The 22,024-nt window shown below is 68.1% G+C and carries 18 protein-coding genes; 13 read left to right on the forward strand and 5 right to left on the reverse strand.

All coding sequences use genetic code 11. The features are described from left to right. Positions 1-19: 19 nt before the first annotated feature. The 3 genes from H3H36_RS21415 to H3H36_RS21425 all read left to right on the forward strand — a co-directional run bounded on the left by H3H36_RS21415 (position 20) and on the right by H3H36_RS21425 (position 5,646). A complete protein-coding gene (locus H3H36_RS21415) occupies positions 20-1,615 on the forward strand; it encodes a cytochrome C (protein WP_182220116.1) in 1,596 nt (531 codons plus the stop codon). Positions 1,616-1,905: 290 nt separating this feature from the next. Further along, positions 1,906-3,120, forward strand: a complete 1,215-nt coding sequence (locus H3H36_RS21420) for a sterol desaturase family protein (RefSeq protein WP_311196671.1) — start codon at positions 1,906-1,908, stop codon at positions 3,118-3,120. Between the two features lie 33 nt (positions 3,121-3,153). Then, the gene (locus H3H36_RS21425; RefSeq protein WP_229220033.1) at positions 3,154-5,646 is read left to right on the forward strand and encodes a TonB-dependent receptor; all 2,493 of its coding nucleotides are present in this window, start codon (positions 3,154-3,156) and stop codon (positions 5,644-5,646) included. Positions 5,647-5,825: 179 nt separating this feature from the next. Here H3H36_RS21425 and H3H36_RS21430 read toward each other — a convergent pair whose 3' ends face one another. Further along, complete coding sequence (locus tag H3H36_RS21430; protein ID WP_182220117.1) at positions 5,826-5,987, reverse strand: hypothetical protein; 162 nt, start codon at positions 5,985-5,987, stop codon at positions 5,826-5,828. Positions 5,988-6,545: 558 nt separating this feature from the next. Between H3H36_RS21430 and H3H36_RS21435 the strand changes: the two genes are divergently transcribed. Genes H3H36_RS21435 through H3H36_RS21455 form a run of 5 tightly spaced genes read left to right on the forward strand, consistent with a single transcriptional unit; the run spans position 6,546 to position 12,482 of the window. Continuing rightward, on the forward strand, positions 6,546-7,391 hold the full coding sequence (locus H3H36_RS21435; protein ID WP_182220118.1) for a c-type cytochrome: 846 nt from the start codon (positions 6,546-6,548) through the stop codon (positions 7,389-7,391). A 14-nt stretch (positions 7,392-7,405) separates the two neighbouring features. Continuing rightward, positions 7,406-8,764: a cbb3-type cytochrome c oxidase subunit I gene (locus H3H36_RS21440; protein WP_182220119.1), complete on the forward strand. Its 1,359-nt coding sequence runs from the start codon at positions 7,406-7,408 to the stop codon at positions 8,762-8,764. Further along, positions 8,748-9,560, forward strand: a complete 813-nt coding sequence (locus H3H36_RS21445) for a CbbQ/NirQ/NorQ/GpvN family protein (protein ID WP_182220120.1) — start codon at positions 8,748-8,750, stop codon at positions 9,558-9,560. The genes H3H36_RS21440 and H3H36_RS21445 overlap by 17 nt, the downstream gene beginning before the upstream one ends. Before the next feature lie 4 nt (positions 9,561-9,564). Continuing rightward, positions 9,565-11,583 (forward strand): nitric oxide reductase activation protein NorD, encoded by a 2,019-nt coding sequence (locus tag H3H36_RS21450; RefSeq protein WP_182220121.1) that lies wholly within the window; start codon positions 9,565-9,567, stop codon positions 11,581-11,583. Between the two features lie 56 nt (positions 11,584-11,639). Next, positions 11,640-12,482 (forward strand): N-acyl homoserine lactonase family protein, encoded by an 843-nt coding sequence (locus H3H36_RS21455; RefSeq protein WP_182220122.1) that lies wholly within the window; start codon positions 11,640-11,642, stop codon positions 12,480-12,482. A gap of 148 nt (positions 12,483-12,630) precedes the next feature. Here H3H36_RS21455 and H3H36_RS21460 read toward each other — a convergent pair whose 3' ends face one another. Continuing rightward, positions 12,631-13,098 carry a cache domain-containing protein gene (locus H3H36_RS21460; RefSeq protein ID WP_182220123.1) on the reverse strand — a complete coding sequence of 156 codons (468 nt, stop codon included), beginning with the start codon at positions 13,096-13,098 and terminating at the stop codon, positions 12,631-12,633. Positions 13,099-13,304: 206 nt separating this feature from the next. Continuing rightward, a complete protein-coding gene (locus H3H36_RS21465) occupies positions 13,305-13,757 on the reverse strand; it encodes a hypothetical protein (RefSeq protein ID WP_229220034.1) in 453 nt (150 codons plus the stop codon). A 147-nt stretch (positions 13,758-13,904) separates the two neighbouring features. On the opposite strand from H3H36_RS21465, the gene H3H36_RS21470 reads away from it, so the two are divergent. Both H3H36_RS21470 and H3H36_RS21475 read left to right on the forward strand, forming a co-directional pair. Then, complete coding sequence (locus tag H3H36_RS21470; RefSeq protein WP_182220124.1) at positions 13,905-14,981, forward strand: M29 family metallopeptidase; 1,077 nt, start codon at positions 13,905-13,907, stop codon at positions 14,979-14,981. Between the two features lie 67 nt (positions 14,982-15,048). Continuing rightward, positions 15,049-15,888: a phytanoyl-CoA dioxygenase family protein gene (locus H3H36_RS21475; protein ID WP_182220125.1), complete on the forward strand. Its 840-nt coding sequence runs from the start codon at positions 15,049-15,051 to the stop codon at positions 15,886-15,888. A gap of 19 nt (positions 15,889-15,907) precedes the next feature. On the opposite strand, the gene H3H36_RS21480 is transcribed toward H3H36_RS21475, so the two are convergent. Together H3H36_RS21480 and H3H36_RS21485 are read right to left on the reverse strand one after the other, a co-directional pair. Beyond that, positions 15,908-17,800 (reverse strand): CHASE domain-containing protein, encoded by a 1,893-nt coding sequence (locus H3H36_RS21480; protein ID WP_182220126.1) that lies wholly within the window; start codon positions 17,798-17,800, stop codon positions 15,908-15,910. A gap of 53 nt (positions 17,801-17,853) precedes the next feature. Beyond that, entirely contained in the window at positions 17,854-19,002 is a 1,149-nt protein-coding gene (locus H3H36_RS21485; protein ID WP_182220127.1) for an HD-GYP domain-containing protein, read from the reverse strand. 144 nt (positions 19,003-19,146) lie between these two features. Between H3H36_RS21485 and H3H36_RS21490 the strand changes: the two genes are divergently transcribed. From H3H36_RS21490 to H3H36_RS21500, 3 genes are all read left to right on the forward strand, one after another. Further along, positions 19,147-19,629, forward strand: coding sequence for a MarR family winged helix-turn-helix transcriptional regulator (locus tag H3H36_RS21490; protein WP_182220128.1), 483 nt, complete (start codon positions 19,147-19,149; stop codon positions 19,627-19,629). A gap of 128 nt (positions 19,630-19,757) precedes the next feature. Continuing rightward, positions 19,758-20,495: a 2OG-Fe dioxygenase family protein gene (locus H3H36_RS21495; protein WP_182220129.1), complete on the forward strand. Its 738-nt coding sequence runs from the start codon at positions 19,758-19,760 to the stop codon at positions 20,493-20,495. Positions 20,496-20,650: 155 nt separating this feature from the next. Beyond that, positions 20,651-22,003, forward strand: coding sequence for a hybrid sensor histidine kinase/response regulator (locus H3H36_RS21500; protein ID WP_182220130.1), 1,353 nt, complete (start codon positions 20,651-20,653; stop codon positions 22,001-22,003). Positions 22,004-22,024: the final 21 nt, after the last annotated feature.

Here is a 22,024-nt window from a genome sequence, read left to right on the forward strand (position 1 = left end):
ACCACTGACGGAGACCATCATGCACCAACGCGCCCTTCGCCTGCCCCTGCTGCTGTTGCCTGCCGCCGTGCTGGCGGCCTGCGGCGGCGGCGCCCCCGACACCGCCGCCACGGACGCGACGCCGCGCGCGCTGCAAGCAGGCGCTACGCCCCGTCCCACCGACAGCGGCGCAGGCACCGACACCAACAACGCCACCATCACGGCCGCCGTGCTGGTGCAATCGCCGCCGCCCGTGGTGCTGGCGCCCGTGCCCAACGCGGACGGCGCCGCGCTCACCTTCAGCAGCGCCGGCACGGTCGACACCAGCAATCCCTTCTTCCAGCCGTTCGGCAATGGCCGCAGCTGCGCCAGCTGCCACCAGCCCGGCAATGGCTGGACCGTCACCCCGGCCGGCCTGACGGCCCGCTTCAACAGCAGCGCCGGCCTCGATCCCGTATTCCGTCCCGTCGATGGCGCCGTCGCGCCCAACGCGCCCGTGGCCACGCTGGACCAGAAGCGCCTGGCCTACAGCATGCTGCTCACCAAGGGCCTGATCCGGGTCGGCCTGCCGATGCCGGCCAACGCCGAATTCACGCTGGCGAAGGCGGACGATCCCTACCACTACGCCAGCGCCGCGGAACTGTCGCTGTTCCGCCGTCCCCTGCCCAGCACCAACCTGCCGTTCAACGCCACCGTCATGTGGGACGGGCGCGAAACGCTGACCGACGCCACCTCCGGCATCTGCATCAAGGACGTGCGCCCGGCGCGCTGCTTCGCTGCGCTCGACACCGACCTGCGGCACCAGGCCAACAGCGCCGTGCGCGGCCACGCGGAAGCGGCGCAAGACCTGACGGCCGACCAGCAGCGCCAGATCGCCGTCTTCGAGCAGACCCTGTTCACGGCCCAGTCCAGTGCCACGGCGGCCGGCAGCCTGTCCGAGGCCGGCGCGCTCGGTGGCCCGCAGCGGCTGTCGCAGCAAGGCTTCTACTTCGGCATCAACGATCCGCAGTCGGGCGACTACCGCACCGGCGCGCCGTTCAACCGCAACGTGATGAACCTGTACGCGGCCTGGCGCAACCTGGCCCAGGCAACACAACCCGCGCCACCGGCCGGACGCGGCCAGCCGGCGCCCCCGCCGCCCGCCGCCAGCACGCAGAACCAGGCCCGCGCCGCCATCGCGCGCGGCGAGCAGATCTTCAACAACAAGCCGTTCAACGTGGTCGGCGTGGCTGGCTTTAACAACGAACTGCGGCTGCCGTTGCAGCGCGCCACCTGCGCCACCTGCCACAACGCGCCCAACGTGGGCAGCCATTCCGTGGCCCGCATGTTCAACACCGGCACGGCCGCCGCCAACCTGCGCACGCCGGACCTGCCGCTCTACACGCTGCGCAACAACGCCACCGGCGAAGTGATCGAGACCAGCGATCCGGGCAGCGCCATGGAGAGCGGCAAGTGGAGCGACATCGGCCGCTTCAAGACGCCCGGCCTGCGTGGCCTGGCGGCGCGCGCGCCCTACTTCCACAACGGTTCACAGCGCCGCATCGAGGACGTGGTGCGCTTCTACGACACGCGCTTCCGCATCGGCTTCTCGCCGCAGGAGGCGGCCGACCTGGCGGCGTTCCTCAAGGCGCTGTGACGACATGGTGCGGCGAGCCAGCGCGCATGGCCTGGCGAGCCAAAAGTTAAGCCACTTGAACGGCGCCGCGCTTTTCGGCGCCGTTCCCGCGAAATCGTTGCAAATTGGTCGCAAAAGCAGGGGTAAGGCGGCCACTAACTTCTTGTGTACATGACAAAACTATAGGCATAATCGTTGAGACATCAACGATCTCGCCGGAGTTTGCATGCACCAGACGCACCTGCCCGCCCACGCCCTGACCGCCTCCGGCGACGCCGCGCGCGTGACGCGCGCCTGATGCCGGAGCGTCCGTGAATCCCATCGTCCTCGCGATCCCGGTATTCATGCTGACGATCGTGCTGGAGGCGTGGCTGGCGCACCGGCGCGGCCTGGCCATCTACGACGTGGCCGACGCGCTCACCAGCCTGCACCTGGGCGTGCTGAGCCAGGTGGTGGGCCTGTTTACGAAGCTGTTCATGCTCGGGCTATACACGGCCCTGTACCAGCGCTGGCATGGGTTCGATCTGTCGCCAGCCAGCGGGTGGGTGTGGCTGGCCGCGCTGCTGGCCTACGACTTCTGCTACTACTGGGCGCACCGCCTGGGCCACGAGGTGAGCGTGCTGTGGGCCGCGCACGTGGTGCACCACTCGTCCGAGTACTACAACCTGTCCACGGCACTGCGCCAGACTTCCAGCGGCTGGCTGCTGGGCTGGGCGTTCTACCTGCCGCTGGCCGTGGCCGGCGTGCCGCCGCTGGTGATGGCCGGCGTGGCCATGATCGATCTGCTGTACCAGTACTGGGTGCATACGGAACTGGTGGGCCGCCTGGGCTGGCTGGACCGGGTGCTGGTGACGCCATCCAACCACCGCGTGCACCACGGCCAGAATGACTACTGCATCGACAAGAACTACGGCGGCATCCTGATCCTGTGGGACCGCCTGTTCGGCACCTTCGAGGACGAGCGCGCCGACGAGACCATCGTGTACGGCGTGCGCACGCCGCTGCGCAGCCTCGATCCGCTGTGGGGCAACCTGCACTACTACGCCGACCTGCTGCGCGCCACGGCCGCCGCGCGCGGCTGGCGCGCGCGCGCCGCCGTCTGGTTCGGCCAGCCCGGCGCCTGGAGCGGCCAGCCGCTGGCCCATTTCGAGCCGGCCCGCTTCACCCGCTACCATCCCGGCACGCCGCCTACCATCACTGCCTACGCAGCGCTGCAATTTGCATTGCTGGTGCCGTGCGTGTCGCACCTGCTGGCCGCCGAACCGACGCTGGCGCCAGCCGCCCTGCTGTTGTACGGCGCCGTGATCGTGGCCAGCACCGTGATATTGGGCGCGCTGCTGCAAGGCCGGCACGGCGCGGCGCGTTGGGAACAATGGCGCGCGCTCGCGTGCGGCGCCGCGTTCGCGCTGCTGCCGCAATGGTTCGGCTTCGACGCGCCACCCGTGCTGCGGGCGGCCGTACTGGCCGTGCTGGCGGGCGGCGCTGCATGGCTGAACCGCACCATGGCGCAGCCCGAACATGGATGACCTGACTTTTTCGCCCCAACGACGGAGGATTGGATGAGCATCAGCATCAGCATGAGCAACAGCACGAGCACGCGCGCAAGCAAGAGCGCGGCGGCCCGGCATCGCCCCCACGCGCGTGCGCGCGTCACGCGCCACCGCCTGCTGCGCACCGCCATCGCCGCCAGTGTGGCTTGCGCCTTCGCCGCGCCGGCCGCATGGAGCGCCGACGATGTCCAGTCCATCGTCGTCACGGCGCAGGCCCGCAAGCAGCTGGTGCAGGATGTGCCGATCGCCATGCAGGTGATCTCGGCCAAGGACATCAGCAACATCGGCGCCAAGGACCTGGCCGACCTGAACGGCTACATTCCCGGCCTGGTGGTCGACAGCACGGAACCGACCCAGCCCAGCTTCGGCATCCGCGGCGTGCAGCCGGGCGACTTCGGCATCGCCACCGATTCGCCGGTCGGCATCTACGTGGACGGCGTCTACACGGGCAAGACGGGCGGCGCGCTGATGAACTTCATCGACGTGCAGCGCATCGAAGTGATCAAGGGCCCGCAAGGCACGCTGTTTGGCCGCAACAGCGCGGCCGGCGCCATCGCCATCAGCACCAACGAGCCGGGCCAGGCACGCGACGCGGAAGCCCACCTCAAGCTGGGCGACTACGGCCGCGCCAACGCGGACGTGATGCTCAACCTGCCGCTCTCCGCCACCACGGCCGCGCGCCTGGTGGCCGTGCGGGCCGGCAGCGCGGGCTGGGTCACCAATCAAACCACGGACCACAAGATGGGCGGCGACAAGGACTGGGCCACGCGGCTGTCGCTGCGCCAGGACGTGGGCGCGGCCAAGGTGATCGTCGGCTGGGAACACGAGAACATGGAGCAGTACGGCCGGCCCGCGTTCGCCGTGATCCAGAATCCGGCCCTGCCGCTGGGCGGCTACCAGGGCGTGTACGACGCGGCCTACACGGCCAACTTCGTCGATCCGTTCAGCGCCCCGCTGCACAACGATACCCAGGGCGCGGAAGGCCGCAACTTCGACGGCGCCACGCTGCGCATCGAATCGCCGCTGGCCGGCATGGCGTTCGCGTCCACCACGGCGTGGCGCCGCTTCACCACCCACAACTACACGGACAACGACGGCAACGCGCGCCAGGACCTGTACCTGGCCACGCTGGATGCCAAGCGCGCGCGCAGCTTCCAGCAGGAGTTCAAGCTGTCGGGCAAAACGGAGCGGCTGGACTGGATCGCGGGCCTGAGCTACTTCCACAACAACGAGCACCAGGACGCGGGCGCCTACGTGACCACGGCCACGCTCGACACCCTGAGCCTGTTCGCCGGCGGCGCGCCCAACTTCGCCCAGTTGTTCGGCGGACTGGCGGCGGCCGGCGTGCCCGGCGTGCGCCCCGACGCCAGCTACCCGTGGCAGGAAACCCACTACAGCGACGTGCGCACCCGCTCCGTGGCGCTGTACGGCGACACCATCTGGCACGTGGCCCCGTCCACCAACGTGACGGCCGGCCTGCGCTGGACCCAGGACAAGAAGACCATGACGTGGTACGTGCCGGGCCGCGTGTCGCCCGCGCTCGACCAGTTCCTGACCACCTACGGCCCGCTGGCCGGCGTGGACCCGTCCAGCTTCCCGTCCAACATCATCTTCGCCACGGCCGGACAACTGGCCGGCTCGCCCGTCACGCGCGACAAGGACTGGACCGACTTCAGTCCGCGCCTGGTGCTGGACCACAAGCTCGATGCCAACACGCTGCTGTTCGCGTCCGTGTCGCGCGGCTACCAGGCGGGCGGCTTCAACATCTTCACGCCGCCCAATCCCGCCTCGCCCACGGCCACCGGGCGCGATCCCAGCTTCGCGCCCGAGAAGATGACCAACTTCGAGACGGGCGTGAAATGGAACGTGCCGGCCCTGCGCGCCAGCGTGAACGCCTCGCTGTTCGCCTACAAGTTCAAGAACCTGCAGGACATCCAGCTCTACAGCGTGGGCGCCATCCCCACCTACAACGTGATCGCCAGCGACCAGAAGGCGCATGGACTGGACCTCGATGGGCGGGTGCGCGTCAATCCGAATCTCACCGTGTTCGGCGGCCTCGAATACCTGGACCAGACCTACACCCGCTACCAGCGCCTGGACGCGGCCGGCAACGTGAGCCTGGACTTGACGGGCCAGCCGGTGGGCACGCCGCGCCTGAATGTGATGGGCGGCGCCAGCATGAGCTGGGAGACGGCCGGCGGGCGCGCCAGCGTCAACCTGCAGGGCAGCCACCAGAGCGCCACGCGCTGCAACAGCGATACGGCGGCCCTGAGCTGCCTGCACACGGCCACGTTAAAAACGGGAACGGCCACCAGCAAGTTCGACCTGCGCGTGGGCTGGGACAGTCCATCGCAGCGCTACGGCATGGCGCTGATCGTCAACAACCTGTTCGACCAGCGCTACATCACCTCGCTGGGCGGACAAACGCAGCAATTCGGCTCGCCTTACGCTTATCTCACGCCGCCGCGCGCCATCGCCGTGGAGTTCAGGGCCAGCATGTGATTGACGAACGTGGCGGCCGCCCATGAAAGGCGTGGCCGCCACGGCGACAACGGTAATCTCGCCGCGCTCGCGCGGTTTCGGGCGGCGCCTCTTCCCCGGAGGGGCCGCCCATTTTTTTGGCTCGCACGGATACGCGTAGAGACGCGCACATCTCCCTCGTGCCGCTTGTCGATTCATCCTCATTCAAACGCGACGTCCTCGATGCGGAAACGGAATTTGCGCCGTTCAGGCAGGTCCCAGCCGGGGCCAGGCGGCACGTTGCGCGGCGCCGGAGCGGGTGGCAGGTGCACGACCGGGGCGGGAATCTTGGCCGCCAGCAGCGCCAGTACGAACTTGGTCATGTCGTCCGGCGGGGCGGCAGGCGCCGCCAGTTTCGCTTGCCTGGCCTGCTCACGGCGCAGGCTGCTGGCCAGATGAAAGCGCTCGTCGCAGGCGCGATAAGGTGCTGCTGTGGAGGGGCAGGCTCACTGTGGATTCCATTCTATTTCTCCTTCTGGTTTTTTCTGCATCCTTCTCTTTAGATCGGAAAACGCGAAATAGGTTCATGCCGAACAAAGCAGAAGAAAATAGAAGCGGAAATAGAAGCTTCGCCACAGGGTCCCGCAGCACCGACCAGGCACTATCTTCTCGCCCATTCTGTTGCCGACGCACGGATTCCGCACTCCCGCCAGCACGGGCATCCAGTCCACTATTGTTGTTTTTATCCTAAACTTGCACCCGTGCGCACGTTGTCGAGTTATTATCAGCAGCACTCTTCAAGGAGGAACACGATGAACGCCTGGATCACGTCGTTGAAGTTGTTCGCTTATCTTGTCGTCGTTCTCATCGCGTTGGCGATCGCCTATTCGGCGGTGACGGCGCTGCGCTACTGGCCCGCGATTTCCGTCTAGGAGGCCAGCGTGAACAAGCGACAAGCCCGGGTCTTCGCCATCGTTTCCACCGCCATCGCCTCGGTCGCCTTCCTGGGCCTGACGCTGGACAGCCATCGCCAGTTCGACAAGCTGACCAACGCCAACGCCATCACCGACCAGGTCACGCGCGGCAAGGACGTGTGGCACAACAATAACTGCATCAACTGCCACACCCTGTTCGGCGAGGGCGCCTACTACGCGCCGGACCTGACCAAGATCACCCAGCTGCGCGGCGAAGCCTACCTGCGCGCCTACCTCAAGGACCCGGCCAAGTTCTACGACGAGAACAAACACCGCCGCCTGATGCCGCGCCAGAACCTCAGCGACGCCGACATCACCGGCCTGATCGCCTTCCTCGACTGGGTATCGAAAGTCGACAACCAGGGCTGGCCGCCACGGCCGCTGCTGGTGACGGGCGCCACCTTCCCCGGCACCGACCGCAACGCCAGCCAGCCGCCCCGCGGCGAAGCGGCCGGCGCGGGCGCTGCCGCGGCCACCGAGGATCCGGTGGCGCTGGGCGAAGCCGTGTTCCGCAGCGCGGTGCCGGCCTGCACCGCATGCCATTCGACGGCGCCCGGCGTGAACATGGCCGGACCATCGCTGGCAGGACTGGCCAGCCGCACCCAGGCGCTGCTGGCCAGCAGCGAATACCACGGCCACGCCAAGGACCTGGCGGGCTACATCCGCGAGTCGGTGCTCACGCCCAGTGCCCACATCGTGCCAGGCGCCATGTATTCGGCCGATGGCAAGTCGTTCATGCCGGCCACCTATCCCAGCGCGCTCAAGCCCGAACAGCTCGATCACCTGGTGGCCTACCTGTCGACGTTGAAGTAACCGGAGCAAACGCGATGAAATACAAATCCCAATCAGTCGCCTATTGGTACTTTGCGGTGGCCGTGGCCCTGTTCGGCCTGCAGCTGGTGTTCGGCCTGTTGTCGGCGTCGAAGTACCTGGGGCCGGACCCGCTGCTGTACATCCTGCCGTTCGACGTCACCAAGGTGATCCACACCAACCTGCTGGTGGTGTGGGTGCTGTGCGGCTTCATGGGCGCCACCTACTGGATGGTGCCCGACGAATCGCGCACCGAACTGCACAGCACCAGGCTGGCCTACCTCCAGCTCGTGCTGTGGGTGCTGATGGGCGTGACGGCCATCATCGGCTACCTGTTCCGCTGGGGGACGGGCAACAAGCTGCTCGAACAACCGCTGCCGCACAAGATCGTGATCGTGATCGTCATGCTCATGTTCCTCTACAACGTCGGCATGACCAACAAGAAGTCCGGCCGCCTGACCACCAGCGAAGGCGTGCTGCTGGGCGGGCTGGGACTGGCCGCCGTGCTCTATCTGCCGGCCCTGCTGGAATATAAGAACTACACGGTATCCATTTTCTACCGCTGGTGGACCATCCACCTGTGGGTCGAAGGCGTATGGGAGATGATACAGGGCGGCTTCCTCGCCTACCTGCTGATCCGCCTGTCGGGCGCCGACCGCGAAGTGATGGAGAAGTGGCTCTACGTGATCGTCGGCCTGGTGTTCATTGCCGGCATCCTCGGCACGGCGCACCACTACTACTGGGTGGGCGTGCCCAGCTACTGGCTGCCCATCGGCGGCTTTTTCAGTGCGCTGGAGCCGGTCGCACTGATCGGCATGGCCATCTATGCCTATTCGACCATCCGCCGCACCGGCGCCGGCCATCCCAACAAGCTGGCCCTGCACTGGACGGTGGGCAGCGCCGTGTTCACCCTGTTCGGCGCCGGGCTGCTCGGCCTCGCCCACACCTTCCCGTCCGTGAACAAATGGACCCACGGCACGCTGATCACCGCCATGCACGGCCACGCCGCCTTCTACGGCGCCTACGCCATGATCGTGATGGCGATGATCTCCTTCGCCCTGCCCGGCCTCACGCGCCGCCCCGAGGAAGGTACGGCGCTGGGCTACTGGGCGTTCTGGCTGCAGATCGGCGGCATGTTCGGCATGACGCTGTCGTTCGCCACGGCCGGCATCGGCCAGGTCTACCTGGAGCGGATCATGGGCCTGGGCTTCCTGGACGCGCAGTTGAAGATACAGGTCCACTTCCTGATGCTGATCGCGACGGCGTCGCTGTTCGCCAGTGGGGTGGTGCTGTTCATCATCGACTTCTTCCGCTACGGCCCGCGCATGGAATTCAGTGACAACGCGCAGGGGCAGCCTTATGCAGCGGGAGCCTGAGTCGGCGCACGGGGCGTCCCCGGCCGCGCCCTACTACCAGCCGCAAGGCGGCGAGGTGGCGCTGTTCGAGCAGTGCCACGAACGCAAGCTGGCCGTCATGCTGAAAGGGCCCACCGGCTGCGGCAAGACGCGCTTTGTCGAATTCATGGCGTGGAAACTGGGCCGGCCCCTCGTCACCGTGTCCTGCCATGACGACCTGACCACGTCCGACCTGGTGGGACGCTTCCTGATCGAAGGCGGCAACACGGTATGGCAGGATGGCCCGCTCACGCGCGCCGTGCGCAGCGGCGCCATCTGCTACCTCGACGAAGTGGTGGAGGCACGCCAGGACACGGTGGTGGTGCTGCATCCGTTGACGGACCACCGCCGCATCCTGCCCATCGACAAGACGGGCGAGACGATAGAAGCCGCACCCGGCTTCCAGCTCGTCATCTCGTACAACCCCGGCTACCAGCGCATGCTGAAAGACCTCAAGCCCAGCACGCGCCAGCGCTTCGTCGGCTTCGACTTCGATTTCCCCCGGCCCGAGCGCGAGATGGCGATCGTGGCCCATGAAGGCGGCGTGGCCCCGGCCTTGGCCCATGAGCTGGTGACGCTGGCCGGCCGCCTGCGCCAGCTGCATGACCGGGGCCTGGCCGAGGTGCCCAGCACCCGGCTGCTGGTGGCCGCCGCGCGCCTGATCGCCAGCGGCATCCATCCGCACCAGGCCTGCTATGCGGCCATCGTGGCCCCGCTGTCGGACGATGGCGCCCTGACTGGCGCCATGGACGACCTGATCCGGGCCAGCTTCGTGTAGCGCGATGCCGGAAGCGGAAGACGTCATCACGGATGCGGCGCGGTTCGCGTTCGACCATCTGCAGCGGGCGCGCCAGCGCCACCGTCAACGCCAGCAACAACACGGCGGCGAACCGGAGCTGGCGCTGAAGACCGTCGCCGAACGGCTCGACCTGCTGTGCAACGCGGCATACGGCCGCAGCTTCCGTTTCCATGCCGCGCCAGCGCCCCTGCCCCGCACCATGCTGGAACGCCTGTTCCGGCGAGGCCAGGCTCGCGCGCACACCGTCGCGCTGCCGGCCACCGATGGCCAGGCGATCTGGCTGCCGTCAACGTTGCGGCTCGCGCACGGCCCGGCCCTTGAACGCTACCGGGCGCTGGCCTTGCTGCAGGCCACGCGCGCCGTGCGCGGCGCTCCCGCGTTCGGCACGCGCGACGATCTGGCGGGCGCGCTGTTCCATGTCTGCGAGGCGTGGGTGTGCGAGGTCCTGTTGCTGCGCCGCTTACCCGGCCTGGGGCCGACGCTGGCGCAGCTGCGCGCCGAGGCGCTGGCGGCGCGCCCCGATCCGGCGCGCCTGACCGGCGGCGTGGCCTGGATCGAACAGGCGGTGCTGCGCGCGCTGCGCGGCCAGCCGCCGCTCGCCGCACTGCCAGCCGATGCGCTGGCCCTGCCCTGCGCCGCGCTGTACCAGTTGGTCGCGCAAGTGGCGCGCGAGGTGCCGCCGGCTAGCCAAGGCGCACTACTGCACAAGGACCTGTGGCTGGGCGAGTTCAAACGGCCCGACGCGGCGCCGGCCGCGCTCCCCGGCGGCCATGATAGTGGGCACGCATCACGCCAGCCGCCGCGCAGCGCCAGGCTGGCGCGCCGTCCGCAGGCCAGGGCGGCCCGGCAGGGCGAGGACGATCAAACCTCGCCGGGACCGTTCGTGCTCCAGAGCGCACAGCCGCACGAAAAGGCGGAAGACCCCATGGGCTTGCAGCGGCCCACCGACCGGGACACGGATACCCAGGCCAGTGACTTCGGCGACGCCTTGTCCGAGTTGCCCGAGGCGCGGCTGGTCGCCACGCCCGGCGCGCCGGCCGAAGTGCTGATGAGCGACGAGCCGATCGCGGGCACCGGCGCCAGCCAGCCAGCGGCCAATGGCGGCCACCAGGGCACGCGTCACACCTATCCGGAATGGGACTACCGCCGCGGCGACTATGCCAGCGCCGGCAGCGTGGTCTGGACGACGCCGGCGGTGGCGGGCGATCCGGCCATCGTCGAACGCGCCGTGCGCCAGCACGCCACGCTGCTGGGTGCGGTGCGGCGCGGCTTTCAACTGCTGCGCGCGCGGCGCGTGCGCCACCGCTTCCAGCCCGACGGCGAAGCGCTGGACGTGGATGCCTGGGTCGACGCGGAATCGGCGCGCCGCGCCGGCGGCGAACCCGATGGCCGCGTGTTCGAGACGCAGCGCCTGCAACGGCGCGACCTCGCGGTGCTGGTGCTGGTGGACGTGAGCGGATCGACCGACGGCTGGATCAGCGACCAGCGCCGCGTGATCGACGTGGAACGGGAAGCCTTGCTGCTGGTAAGCCATGCGCTCGACGCGCTCGGTGAACCGTTTGGCGTGATGGCTTTCAGCGGCGAAGGCCGGGAAGGCGTGGTGGTGCGCGACATCAAGCGCTTCACCGAACCATACAGACAGGCCGTGGCCTTGCGCATCGCCGGCATCGAACCGGAACACTACACGCGCACGGGCAGCGCCGTGCGCCATGCGGCCGCCATGCTCGCCGCGCAGCCAGCCCGGCACCGGCTACTGCTGCTGCTCACGGACGGCAAGCCCAATGATGTCGACGTCTATGAAGGCAAGTATGGATTGCACGATTTGCGGCAGGCCGTGGTGGAGGCCGACAACAGCGGCATCGCCACCTTCTGCCTGACGATAGACCATCAGGCCGCGCATTACCTGGGCCAGGTATTTGGCCGGCACCAGTTCGCCATCCTGCCGCGCACCGAATTATTGGCCACAGTGCTACTGTCGTGGTTACGCAAGCTGGTCGCCTGACAGGTCATCGTTGGCCTGGCCGGCGTTCATCACGTCCCTACCAGGAGGAATGCATCATGCTGAAAGCGCCGTTCATCGCCGCCAGGCTCGCGCTCGCGTCGCTGGCCATCCTCGTCGCCGGCTGCAGCGGCATGCCCGCGCCGCGCGCCAGCGGGGTCGAGCGGCTCTACATCCTCAACTGCGGCGAAGGCGAGGCCGGGGACGTCTCGCGCTGGTCGCCGGGCGTCAATGTCGGGCAACCGATGCCGTTCGTCGATAATTGCTACCTGATCAAGCATGCCCAGGGCTGGATGCTGTGGGACACCGGCGTCAGCGACGCCATCGCCGCCCTGCCCGATGGACTGGCGCCGGCAGATCCCAAGGCGGTGCACTGGCGCCGGCCGAAGACGCTCGCGGGCCAGCTGGCGCAACTCGGCGTCCAGCCAGCGGACATCCGGTATGTGGCCGTTTCCCACGCCCACCCGGACCACATCGGCAATGTCGAGCTGTTCCCGCAGACGATGCTGCTGGTGCAGAAGGCCGAGTACGATTGGCCCGGCGCCAACAACGCGCCGCGCTTCAAGCCCGAGCATCCGGTCACCACGGTCGAAGGCGACAAGGACGTGTTCGGCGACGGCAGCGTCACCATCATCGCCACGCCCGGCCACACGCCCGGCCACCAGTCGCTGCTGGTCAAGCTGCCCAAGACGGGAGCGCTCGTGCTGTCGGGCGACGCCATCCACTTCAAGAGCAACTGGGATTATCGGCGCGTCCCCTCGATCAACGTCGACAAGGACAAGACGCTGGCCTCGATGCAGCGCATCGCCGATCTGCTGGCGCAGCAACACGCGCAGCTGTGGATCAACCACGACCAGGCCCAGCGCGACACGCTGAAGATGGCGCCCGCATATTACGAGTAAGCCTGGGCGCCCATCAGACTTCAGCCCATGCCTGATCGAGATCCGCCAACAGGTGGTCGCTATGCTCGATGCCGCTGGAGCGCCGCACCGTGTCCTCGGTCACGCCTCCCCGCCGGGAGAACGACGGGGCCGGACGGCCCCGGGCCCCTTACTTGTAGATCCCCACCCCGATCACGTATTCCCCCACTTTTTCCACGTAGGTGTTCTTCTCCTCCATGTTCTTGGAGACCGAATTGGGCCACATGTACTTGACCCAGCCCTTGCCGGCCGGCCCGCTGGTCAGCTTGAGGAATTCCTTGAGCGGATAGACGCCGCCGGCGTTCAGCTCCATCAGGTTCTTGTTGACCATCTTGGGGTTCTGGCCGTGCGCCAGCATCACGCCGCTGGTGTCGATCATGAACACGTACAGGTCACCGTTGATGAATTCGCCCTTGGGATCGTTGAAGGCGGCGATGGCCTTGTCCTTGCCGTTCTTTTGCAGGTAGGCGCTGGCCTTCTTGACCATGGCCACGGCTTCGTCGGCCGTGCCGCGATGGCTCGCTTCCTGGGCCTGGACGGCGCCGGCCAGGCCCAGCGCCAGCAGCGCCGTCATCAGGTATTGGTACAGTTGTCGCATGATGCAGTCTCCTTGTGGTAACAGGGCGACGGCCGGACAGCCGCCGCGGATACGGCTGTGTCCGCCGCTTGGGCAAACGATAGCACATGCCCACAGGAAAGTTTCAATTCACCCAAGAAAATTTCAGGAAAAGTTGATCCGGCCGCGCCTGGGCGTGGCGTGGCCGGCGCGGCCGGTGGCCTGCCTTGCAGCGCTCTGGCCTGGCCTTATTCGGCGACGATCTTCTTCGGTGGCGGGGGCGGGGTGAATTGAATCAGTTCCGTGGCCGGCGCGCTGTCGAGCGCCTCGGACTGCTCCAGCCAGCGCATCAGGCTGGCCATGCGGCGGATCGTGATGCCCTTGCCGTTGATGTAGCCCACCTGCTCGAAGTGCTCCATCTTGGCCGTCATCTTGGACACGGTGGGCAGGTTGTCGACCAGCCGGTCGTAGGCCTTGCGGGCCTTCTGTTCCCACTTGACCAGCAGCGGCTCGTTGAAGCGGTTGCTCTCGTAGTAGATGGTGAGGGTGCGGTCATGGTTGCCAAAACCGACCACGGCGGCGCCCTTGCGGATGGTTGCCAGCACCTCCTCCTTGATGGCGGCCGTGGGCACGAACAGGGCCGCGCGGCCTTCGGCGTCGGGCCGCTCCAGTGGCAAATCCTGTCCCATCGTTATGCTCATCGGGCATCCCTCATGATGTGCCGCTAGTTTCCCAGCGGCTATATTTCTCTGAATTCTACAACGCACCCCGGCCATGTACAAGAAGAAAGCACCCGCGCTTCCCCCGTATAATGCCCAACATTCCCTTTTGCCTTGATTCACCACAACATGACGTCCGCCGCCCCCGCCTCCCCGTCTTCCCTCCCGCCCGCCACCGCGCCGTTCGGGGTGATCGCCACGACGACGGTGGATACGGCCGCGCGCAACGTGAGCGACCTGCTGGCGCTGGCCATCGACTACGCGCCCAGCCACGGCGCCCTGGTCGTCCATGACCGGCGCTGCGATCTCAATCTGGCGCTGACGGAAGCGTACCGGCGCGCCATCCCCGGCGCCACCTTCATCGATTTCGACACCGTCACGCCCGAGCAAGTGCTGGCTGCCTTCGCCCGCATGGCGCCCGGCGACCTGGTGGTGCTGATCCAGTCCACCAGCTTCCGGCTCGAAGCGTTCCGCATCCGCATCGAACTGTTCAAGCGCGGCCTGAAAGTGATCGAGCACGTGCACCTGTCGCGCATGCCCGGCGAGCAGGGCCGCCACTACATCGACGCGCTGGCCTACGACCCGGCCTACTACCGCGGCGTGGGCCACGCGCTCAAGGCCCGCATCGACCGCGCCTCCGGCGGCGTGATCGACAGCGGCGGCGAGCGGCTCGTGTTTGGCTCCCCGTTCGAGCCGGCCAAGCTCAATATCGGCGACTACCGCGCCATGAACAACGTGGGCGGCCAGTTCCCGCTCGGTGAAGTGTTCACCGAGGCGCTGGACCTGGAAGCGGTGCACGGGCGGGTGCGCATCTTCGTGTTCGGCGACACCCAGTTCCTCGTCAACCGCCCCGCGCACCCGATCACCCTGATCGTCGAGCGGGGCCGGGTGACGGGCGTGGAGCACAGCACGCCCGCGTTCGACCAGATGCTCGAGATCATCCGTGCCCACGAGGGCGAAGTGTGGCTGCGCGAACTGGGCTTCGGCATGAACCGCGCCTTCTCGCGCGAGCTGACGGTCAACGACATCGGCACCTACGAGCGCATGTGCGGCATCCACCTGTCGCTGGGCGCCAAGCACGGCGTCTATCCCAAGCCGCAATTCCGGCGCAAGGACGCGCGCTACCACGTGGACGTGTTCGCAGTGACGGAAGCGGTCTACCTGGACGACGAGCAGGTCTACAAGGACGGCGCCTGGCAAGTGTGAGCCCGGCCTGCGGTCTGCCGGTACAATGGCCATGCGAGTCGTTTGCCCACCAACCACCGGAGCGGCCATGCTGACAGAGGCGCAGAAACTGCAATACCAACGGGACGGCTACCTCGTCCTGCCCGGCTTCAAGAACGCCACCGAGATCGCCGCCCTGCGCGCGCGCGCCGCGCAGATCGTGGACGCCTTCGACCCGTCGGCGGCGGCCGGCATCTTCACCACGCGCGAGCAGGAACAGCGCGCCGACGCTTACTTCCTCGGTTCGGACAACACCATACGCTGCTTCTTCGAGGAGGAGGCGTTCGGCCCGGACGGTCAACTGCAGCAGGACAAATCACTGTCGATCAACAAGATCGGCCACGCCATGCACGACCTGGACCCCGTGTTCCGCGCCTTCTCGGCCGACGCGCGGCTGGCCGCCGTGGCGCGCGACCTGGGGCTGGAGCAGGCCCAGGTCTGGCAATCGATGTACATCTTCAAGCAGCCCGGCATCGGCGGCGAAGTGCGCTGGCACCAGGACGCCACCTATTTCGACACCGATCCCGTCACCGTCACCACGTTCTGGTTCGCGCTGGAAGACGCCACGCGGGACAACGGCTGCCTGTGGGCCGAACCGGGCGGCCACCGCGGCCCCATGCGCGAGCGCTTCCTGCGCCACGGCGACAAGGTGACGATGGAAAAGCTGGACGCCACGCCGTGGCCGGACGGGCGCACGGCCGTGCCGCTGGCCTGCCAGGCGGGCAGCCTGGTGTGCTTCCACGGCCTGCTGCCCCACTACAGCGCGCCGAACCGCTCGCCCGTCTCGCGCCACGCCTACACGCTGCATGTGACGGACGGCCGCAGCAGCTATTCGCCGCGCAACTGGATACAGCGCGACGCCGCGTTGCCGGTGCGCGGCTTCCTGTGACGGCGCGCCGCGCGCGGCCCTAGGCGGCCGGCTCCCACACGGGCGCCTCCAGCGGCAGCGTGATGGTCACGCACGTGCCCTGGCCCGGCGCCGACTGCACGTCGATGCGCCCATGCAGCACGCTGGTGACGATGTTGTAGACGATGTGCATGCCCAGTCCCGAGCCGCCCTGCCCCAGCCGCGTGGTGAAGAACGGGTCGAACACCTGGCGCAGCGTGCGCTCGGACATGCCCTTGCCGTTGTCGGCGAAGCGCAGCACGGCCTCGTGCGGCCCCTGGCGCCGGGCGCTGATGGTGACGGTGCCACCGCCGCCATCGACGCCATGCAGCAGCGCGTTGTTGAGCAGGTTGCTCAGCACCTGGCCCACGCTGCCCGGATAGGACAGCAATTCCAGCCCCGCTTCCACCTCCACTTCCACCGTGCAGGCCGCATGGCGCAGCTGCACGGCGAACGTGGCCAGCACGTCGCGCACCACCTCCTCCAGCAGGAAGCGGCGGCGCTGGCCGCTGGACTGGTCCACGGCCACCTGCTTGAACGAGGTGATCAAGTCGGCCGCCCGCGCCAGCTGTGCGGCGATGATGGTGCACGCCTTGCCCGCGTCGGCCAGGTGGGCCACCAGCGCCGAGCGCTTGACGCCGCCCTCGCCGCCGAGCTGGCGCTCGAACTCGGCCACCCGGTCGCCCAGCGCGGTGGCCGTCAGCAGGCTGTTGCCGATCGGGGTGTTGAGCTCGTGCGCCACGCCCGCCACCAGCGCCCCCAGCGACGCCATCTTTTCCGACGTGATCAGGTTGGCCTGGGCCAGCTGCAAACTGGCCAGCGCGGCCGACAGGTCGGCGTGGGCCGCGTCGGCGTTGTCCTTCTGGCGCGCCAGTTCGGCCAGGCTGCGCTCCAGCCCCTGCTTGGCCGTCAGCAGGGCCGCCACCAGCGCGCTGATGATCAGGCCCGCGGCCGCCGCCAGCAGCACGGGCGCCGCCACGCCGCTGTAGCGCGCGCCGGCGTGGCCGTCCACCCGCAGCAGCCAGCGGCGCTCGCCCACCACCAGGCTGGTGCTGGCGGCCAGCCCCGGCAGGACCGGCAGGCGCGCCGCGCCGATCCGCCCGCCGCTGTCGAACAGCAGGTTGTCCGGGCCGGGCGGCTGGCTGGCGCCATCCTTGAGGTAACCCGTGTCGTGGATGCGCACGTACAGGTCGTTCAACAGGCCAGGCTCGATCACTTCGCGCATCAAGGTGTTGACCTTGAAGACGATGGCCACAAAGCCCACCAGCGCGGCGCGCCGCTGGGCCGGCGTGGCCAGCGGCGCGCCGTTGCGGTAGATCGGTGCGCGCGCCACGAAGCCCGGTTCGCCACTGGCGTCCTGCACCAGCGTGATGCGCTCGGTGGCCACGATGGCGCCGTCGTCGCGCCCCAGCTCCAGCGCCTGCAGGTGGGGCGGCAGCGCCGCCAGGTCCAGGCCGAAGGCGTTCTCGTTGCCGGCCAGCGGCTCCGTGTACTCGATCACGTAATGGGTCTCGCGCAGCGCGGCCGGGTGGATGCGGAACTGGGGATAACCTTGTGGCGCCAGGCTGGTGTCGCGCCGCACGGCCTCGGTGTAGGCGGCCAGCTGCGGCGCCGGCACGGCCCGCACGAACTGGATGGCCTGGAAGCCGGGGTAGCGCCGCGCCAGGTCGAGCGCGGCCACGAAGCGGTGGAACTCGGCGCGGTCGATGTGGTCGTCGTGCGCGTACATGGCCCGCAGCGCCAGCAACATGTCGAAATAGGTGCGCAGGCGCACCTCGGTGGCGTGGGTGATCTTGTCGGCGTCGCGCCGGAACACGTCGCGCCGCTGGCGCTGCTGTTCGCCCAGCACGAACAGGCAAAGCGCGGCCGTCAGGCACAGCCCGACGATGAACGCGATGTAGCCCTGTCTGCGCATGGCCTGCCTTGCCTCCACGCTGCCCCCCGGCCGGATCCGTGCCGGCCACCTTTTTATGGCGCCGCCACCCGCTGCGGCGCCGACGCGCCATTCTCGGCCACGGCCACGTCGGCGTAGCGGGCCGCGATGTCGAGGAATTCCTCCTCCACCATCAGCAAAGCGTCCACCAGGTCGGGGTCGAACTGTTCGCCGCTGCCCTGGCGGATCAGTTCCAGCGCCGTCTCGTGGGTGAAGGCCGGCTTGTAGACGCGGCGCGAGATCAGCGCGTCATACACGGCGGCCACCGCCACCAGCCGCGCCGACAGCGGGATGGCGTCGCCGGCCAGCCCCTGCGGATAGCCGGAACCGTCGTACTTCTCCTGGTGCGAATAAGCGATCTCGCGCGCGTAGCGCAGGAAGGTGGTGCTGCGGCCCAGGTGGCGCTCCACTTCCGCGATGGCGTCGCGCCCGTAGATGGTGTGGCGCTGCATGACGGCGAATTCCTCGTCCGTGAGCCGGCCCGGCTTGAGCAGGATGGCGTCCGGGATGCCGACCTTGCCGATGTCGTGCAGGGGCGCGGCCTGGAACAGCAGCGCGATGTTGGCGTCACTGAGCTCCTGGGCGAAGCGCGGCTGCCCCTGCAACTGGCGCGCCAGCGCGGCCACGTAGTGCTGGACCCGGCGGATGTGGTTGACGGTCTTGTGGTCGCGCGATTCGGCCAGCGCGGCCAGCGCCCAGATCACCGCTTCCACCATCTGGTCCTGTTCGGCCGTGCGTTCCCGCACCAGGTGCTCGACCAGGCCGGCCTGGTGGCGCAGCAGTTCGCGCGAGCGGCGCAGTTTGACGTGGGTGGCCACGCGCGCCTGCAGCGCCTCGGCCAGCAAGGGCCGCTGCACCACGTCGGCCGCCCCGCCCTGCCAGGCACGCTGCTCGGCTTGCGGCTGGCCGCCCTCGACCAGCATCAGCACGGGAATGGCGGCCGTGTCGGGACAGGCGCGCAGCTGTGCCAGCACACCGTAGCCATCGAGGCCATCCACGCCGGGCAGGGCCGCTTCCAGCAGCAGCAAGTCCGGGCGCGGCAACTGGCGCGCGGCCGCCAGCGCGGCGGCGCCATCGCCGGCCTCGCGTAGCGTGTACTGATCGTGCAGCAGCGCCCCCAACTGCGCGCGCTGCCCGGGTGCGCCATCGGCGACAAGTACGATGGCCCTGTGGTGGACGTCCATGCCTGGCAAGCCTTTACTGAGTAGTGCGTGTGCGCGTATGCGCGTATTAGTTTCCAAACATCATCATACCTGAGCCCCCGCCCCGTGCCGCATTTTTTACGCGCCGCGCTTGCAATTGAATAGCGCGCTATCTATACTGGCCGTATGACCACCGCCCCCGCCTCCCAATCCGCCTCCCCACCGGCCGCCGTGCCGCCCCAAGTGCCCAAGCTGGACGGCCAGTTGTGCTTCGCCCTGTATTCCACCTCGCTTGCCATGAGCAAGCTGTATCGCAAGCTGTTGCGCAAGCTGGGCCTGACCTATTCCCAGTACCTGGTGATGATGGTGCTGTGGGAACGCGACGGCCTGACCGTGACGGAAGTGGGCGAACGGCTGTTCCTCGATTCGGCCACGCTCACGCCGCTGCTCAAGCGCATGGAACAGGCCGACCTGCTCACGCGCGCGCGCGCCGCCAGCGACGAGCGCCAGGTGATCATCTCGCTGACCCCGGCCGGCGACGCGCTGCGCCACGTGGCCGCCACGCTGCCGGCCGATATCATCGGCGCCACCCGCTGCAGTCTCGATCAAGTGGTGAGCCTGAAGAACGAATTGAACGCGCTGCGCGCCAGCCTGCTGCAGGCCGTTTGACGCCGCGCCGGCGCATGCGCGCGCACAAGCGCGGCGCGCGGCGTACAATGCCCGCTCCCCCGCTCCCTGACTCATCGCTCATCGCTCATCGCTCATCGCTCATCGCTCATCGTTCATCGCAGGCATCCATGACCAGTCCCGCCCCCACCTTCACCGCTCCCGAATTTGTCCCGCAGGCGCTGCGCCAGCAAGGCTACGCGCTGCTACGCCCCGAGGACGTGGCCAGCCTGGCCGGCTGCACGCTGGCCGACCTGGCCGCGCTGGAACCGGGCTGGGACGACCTGCCGCTCGATAACTACCTGAAGGATGGCGGGCGTTACCGGCGCCGCCGCCACTCGTGCTTCGTGCAGGACGGCGACACCTTGCGCCAGACGGCGCACCGGCCCCACTGGCAACCGCTGGAATACAACGCCCTGCACGGCGGCATGCAGCGCCTGTTCGAGCCGGTGCAACCGGCCACGGTGGCGCGGCCGGCCTGGCAGGGACTGGTGCGCGGCATCGGCCAGCTGTGCACGGCCGCGCGCGGCGCCCATCCGTGGTACATCGAGGCGCACCAGTTCCGCATCGACACCACCGACGGCATCGGCCGCCCCACGCCCGAAGGCGCGCACCGCGACGGCGTCGACTTCGTGGCCGTGCTGCTGGTGGGCCGGCGCGACATCAAGGGCGGCGAAACCCGCATCTTCGAAGCCGATGGCCCCAACGGCAAGCGCTTCACGCTGACCGCGCCATGGTCGCTGCTGCTGCTCGACGACGCGGCCGTGATCCACGAATCGACCCCGATCCAGCCGCTGGGCCCGCACGGCCACCGCGACACGCTGGTGCTGACCTACCGGGCCGGCGCGTTCCAGGGCTTGCCCGCGTAGTGTCGCGCACACGATGGCGGCAAATTTGCACTGCGGCGCCGCTAAATCCGATATAGTCTCACCAGCCCGTAACAACCGGCACGGGCGGCAGCGCCGGCCCGTCCACGCCGGCACCGGCCGCCGGCCAGCGCGAACCTGACTCCAGGAGACAGCCTGTGGACTCCAGTTATGAAATCCAGCCCGACGAAACGGAAATCCTGATCGTCGAGGACAGCCCCACCCAGGCCGAGCGCTTGCGCCGCCTGATCCAGTCCATGCGCTACCGCGCGCGGGTGGCCGGCAATGGCCGGCTGGCGCTGGAAGCGATCCGCGCGGCCAAGCCGCAGCTGGTGCTGTCCGATATCGTGATGCCGGAGATGGATGGCTACACGCTGTGCCGCGCCATCAAGACGGACCCGGTGCTGCGCGACATTCCCGTCATCCTCGTCACCTCGCTGACGGACCCCAAGGACATCATCCGCGGCATCGAATGCGGGGCCGACAATTTCATCCGCAAGCCCTATTCGGAGGAGTACCTGCTCAACCGCATCGGCCACATGCTGATGAACCAGAAGCTGCGCCGCAGCCAGAACATGGAGATCGGCATCGCGCTCTACCTGGGCGACCAGAAGCACTTCATCAACGCCGAGCGCCAGCAAATCCTGGACCTGCTGATCTCCACCTACGAGCAGGCCGTGCAGGTCAATAGCGAGCTGCAAGCGCGCGAGCGCCAGGTGATCGAACTGAACATGCGCCTGGCCCACCACGCCGGCGAGCTGGAAACCATCAACCGCGAAATCGCGCTGAAGAATCTGGAGCTGGCCGAAGCGAGCCGCATGAAATCGGCCTTCATTGCCAACATGTCGCACGAGCTGCGCACCCCGCTCAACGCCATCATCGGCTTCACGGGCGCGCTGCTGATGAAACTGCCCGGCCCCCTGACGACGGAGCAGGACAAGCAGCTCAACACGATCCGCGCCAGCGCCCGCCACCTGCTCTCGCTGATCAACGACATCCTGGACGTGGCCAAGATCGAGGCCGGCAAGGTGTCGCTGACGGTGGAGCCGGTGCAGTGCCAGCAACTGGTGACCGAAGCGATCGACAGCGTGCGCCCGCTGGCGCTGCAAAAGGGGCTGGCGCTGGAAGTGGCGCTGGCCGAGCAGCCGCTGACGGTGGACACGGACCGCCGGGCCCTGACCCAGATCCTGCTCAACCTGCTCAACAACGCCATCAAGTTCACGGAAAAAGGCACGGTGCGCGTAAGCCTGGCCGTGCGCGACGGCGAGGATGGCCCGCGCGTGGAATTCACCGTGGCCGACAGCGGCGCCGGCATCCGCGAGGAAGACCAGGCCAAGCTGTTCCAGGCCTTCTCGCAACTGGACTCCACCTCGACCCGCCATGCCGAAGGGGCGGGGCTGGGCCTGTACCTGAGCCAGAACCTGGCCAACCTGATTGGCGGCTCGCTGTTCTTCACCAGCGATTTCGGCCACGGCAGCACATTCACGCTGGCGCTCAAGTCCCGGCACTGACCGGGGTGGCGGCCACGGGCC

The organism is Rugamonas fusca (genome assembly GCF_014042365.1).
Lineage (GTDB): Bacteria > Pseudomonadota > Gammaproteobacteria > Burkholderiales > Burkholderiaceae_D > Rugamonas > Rugamonas fusca.

What these genes read in the sequence shown, in the direction of transcription:
- H3H36_RS21495 (WP_182220129.1), top strand. Translation starts at nt 19,758, where the DNA reads ATGACCAGTCCCGCCCCCACCTTCACCGCTCCCGAATTTGTCCCGCAG.
- H3H36_RS21485 (WP_182220127.1), bottom strand. Translation starts at nt 19,002, where the DNA reads ATGGACGTCCACCACAGGGCCATCGTACTTGTCGCCGATGGCGCACCC.
- H3H36_RS21470 (WP_182220124.1), top strand. Translation starts at nt 13,905, where the DNA reads ATGACGTCCGCCGCCCCCGCCTCCCCGTCTTCCCTCCCGCCCGCCACC.
- H3H36_RS21455 (WP_182220122.1), top strand. Translation starts at nt 11,640, where the DNA reads ATGCTGAAAGCGCCGTTCATCGCCGCCAGGCTCGCGCTCGCGTCGCTG.
- H3H36_RS21440 (WP_182220119.1), top strand. Translation starts at nt 7,406, where the DNA reads ATGAAATACAAATCCCAATCAGTCGCCTATTGGTACTTTGCGGTGGCC.
- H3H36_RS21430 (WP_182220117.1), bottom strand. Translation starts at nt 5,987, where the DNA reads ATGACCAAGTTCGTACTGGCGCTGCTGGCGGCCAAGATTCCCGCCCCG.
- H3H36_RS21490 (WP_182220128.1), top strand. Translation starts at nt 19,147, where the DNA reads ATGACCACCGCCCCCGCCTCCCAATCCGCCTCCCCACCGGCCGCCGTG.
- H3H36_RS21445 (WP_182220120.1), top strand. Translation starts at nt 8,748, where the DNA reads ATGCAGCGGGAGCCTGAGTCGGCGCACGGGGCGTCCCCGGCCGCGCCC.
- H3H36_RS21450 (WP_182220121.1), top strand. Translation starts at nt 9,565, where the DNA reads ATGCCGGAAGCGGAAGACGTCATCACGGATGCGGCGCGGTTCGCGTTC.
- H3H36_RS21480 (WP_182220126.1), bottom strand. Translation starts at nt 17,800, where the DNA reads ATGCGCAGACAGGGCTACATCGCGTTCATCGTCGGGCTGTGCCTGACG.
- H3H36_RS21425 (WP_229220033.1), top strand. Translation starts at nt 3,154, where the DNA reads ATGAGCATCAGCATCAGCATGAGCAACAGCACGAGCACGCGCGCAAGC.
- H3H36_RS21465 (WP_229220034.1), bottom strand. Translation starts at nt 13,757, where the DNA reads ATGAGCATAACGATGGGACAGGATTTGCCACTGGAGCGGCCCGACGCC.
- H3H36_RS21415 (WP_182220116.1), top strand. Translation starts at nt 20, where the DNA reads ATGCACCAACGCGCCCTTCGCCTGCCCCTGCTGCTGTTGCCTGCCGCC.
- H3H36_RS21475 (WP_182220125.1), top strand. Translation starts at nt 15,049, where the DNA reads ATGCTGACAGAGGCGCAGAAACTGCAATACCAACGGGACGGCTACCTC.
- H3H36_RS21460 (WP_182220123.1), bottom strand. Translation starts at nt 13,098, where the DNA reads ATGCGACAACTGTACCAATACCTGATGACGGCGCTGCTGGCGCTGGGC.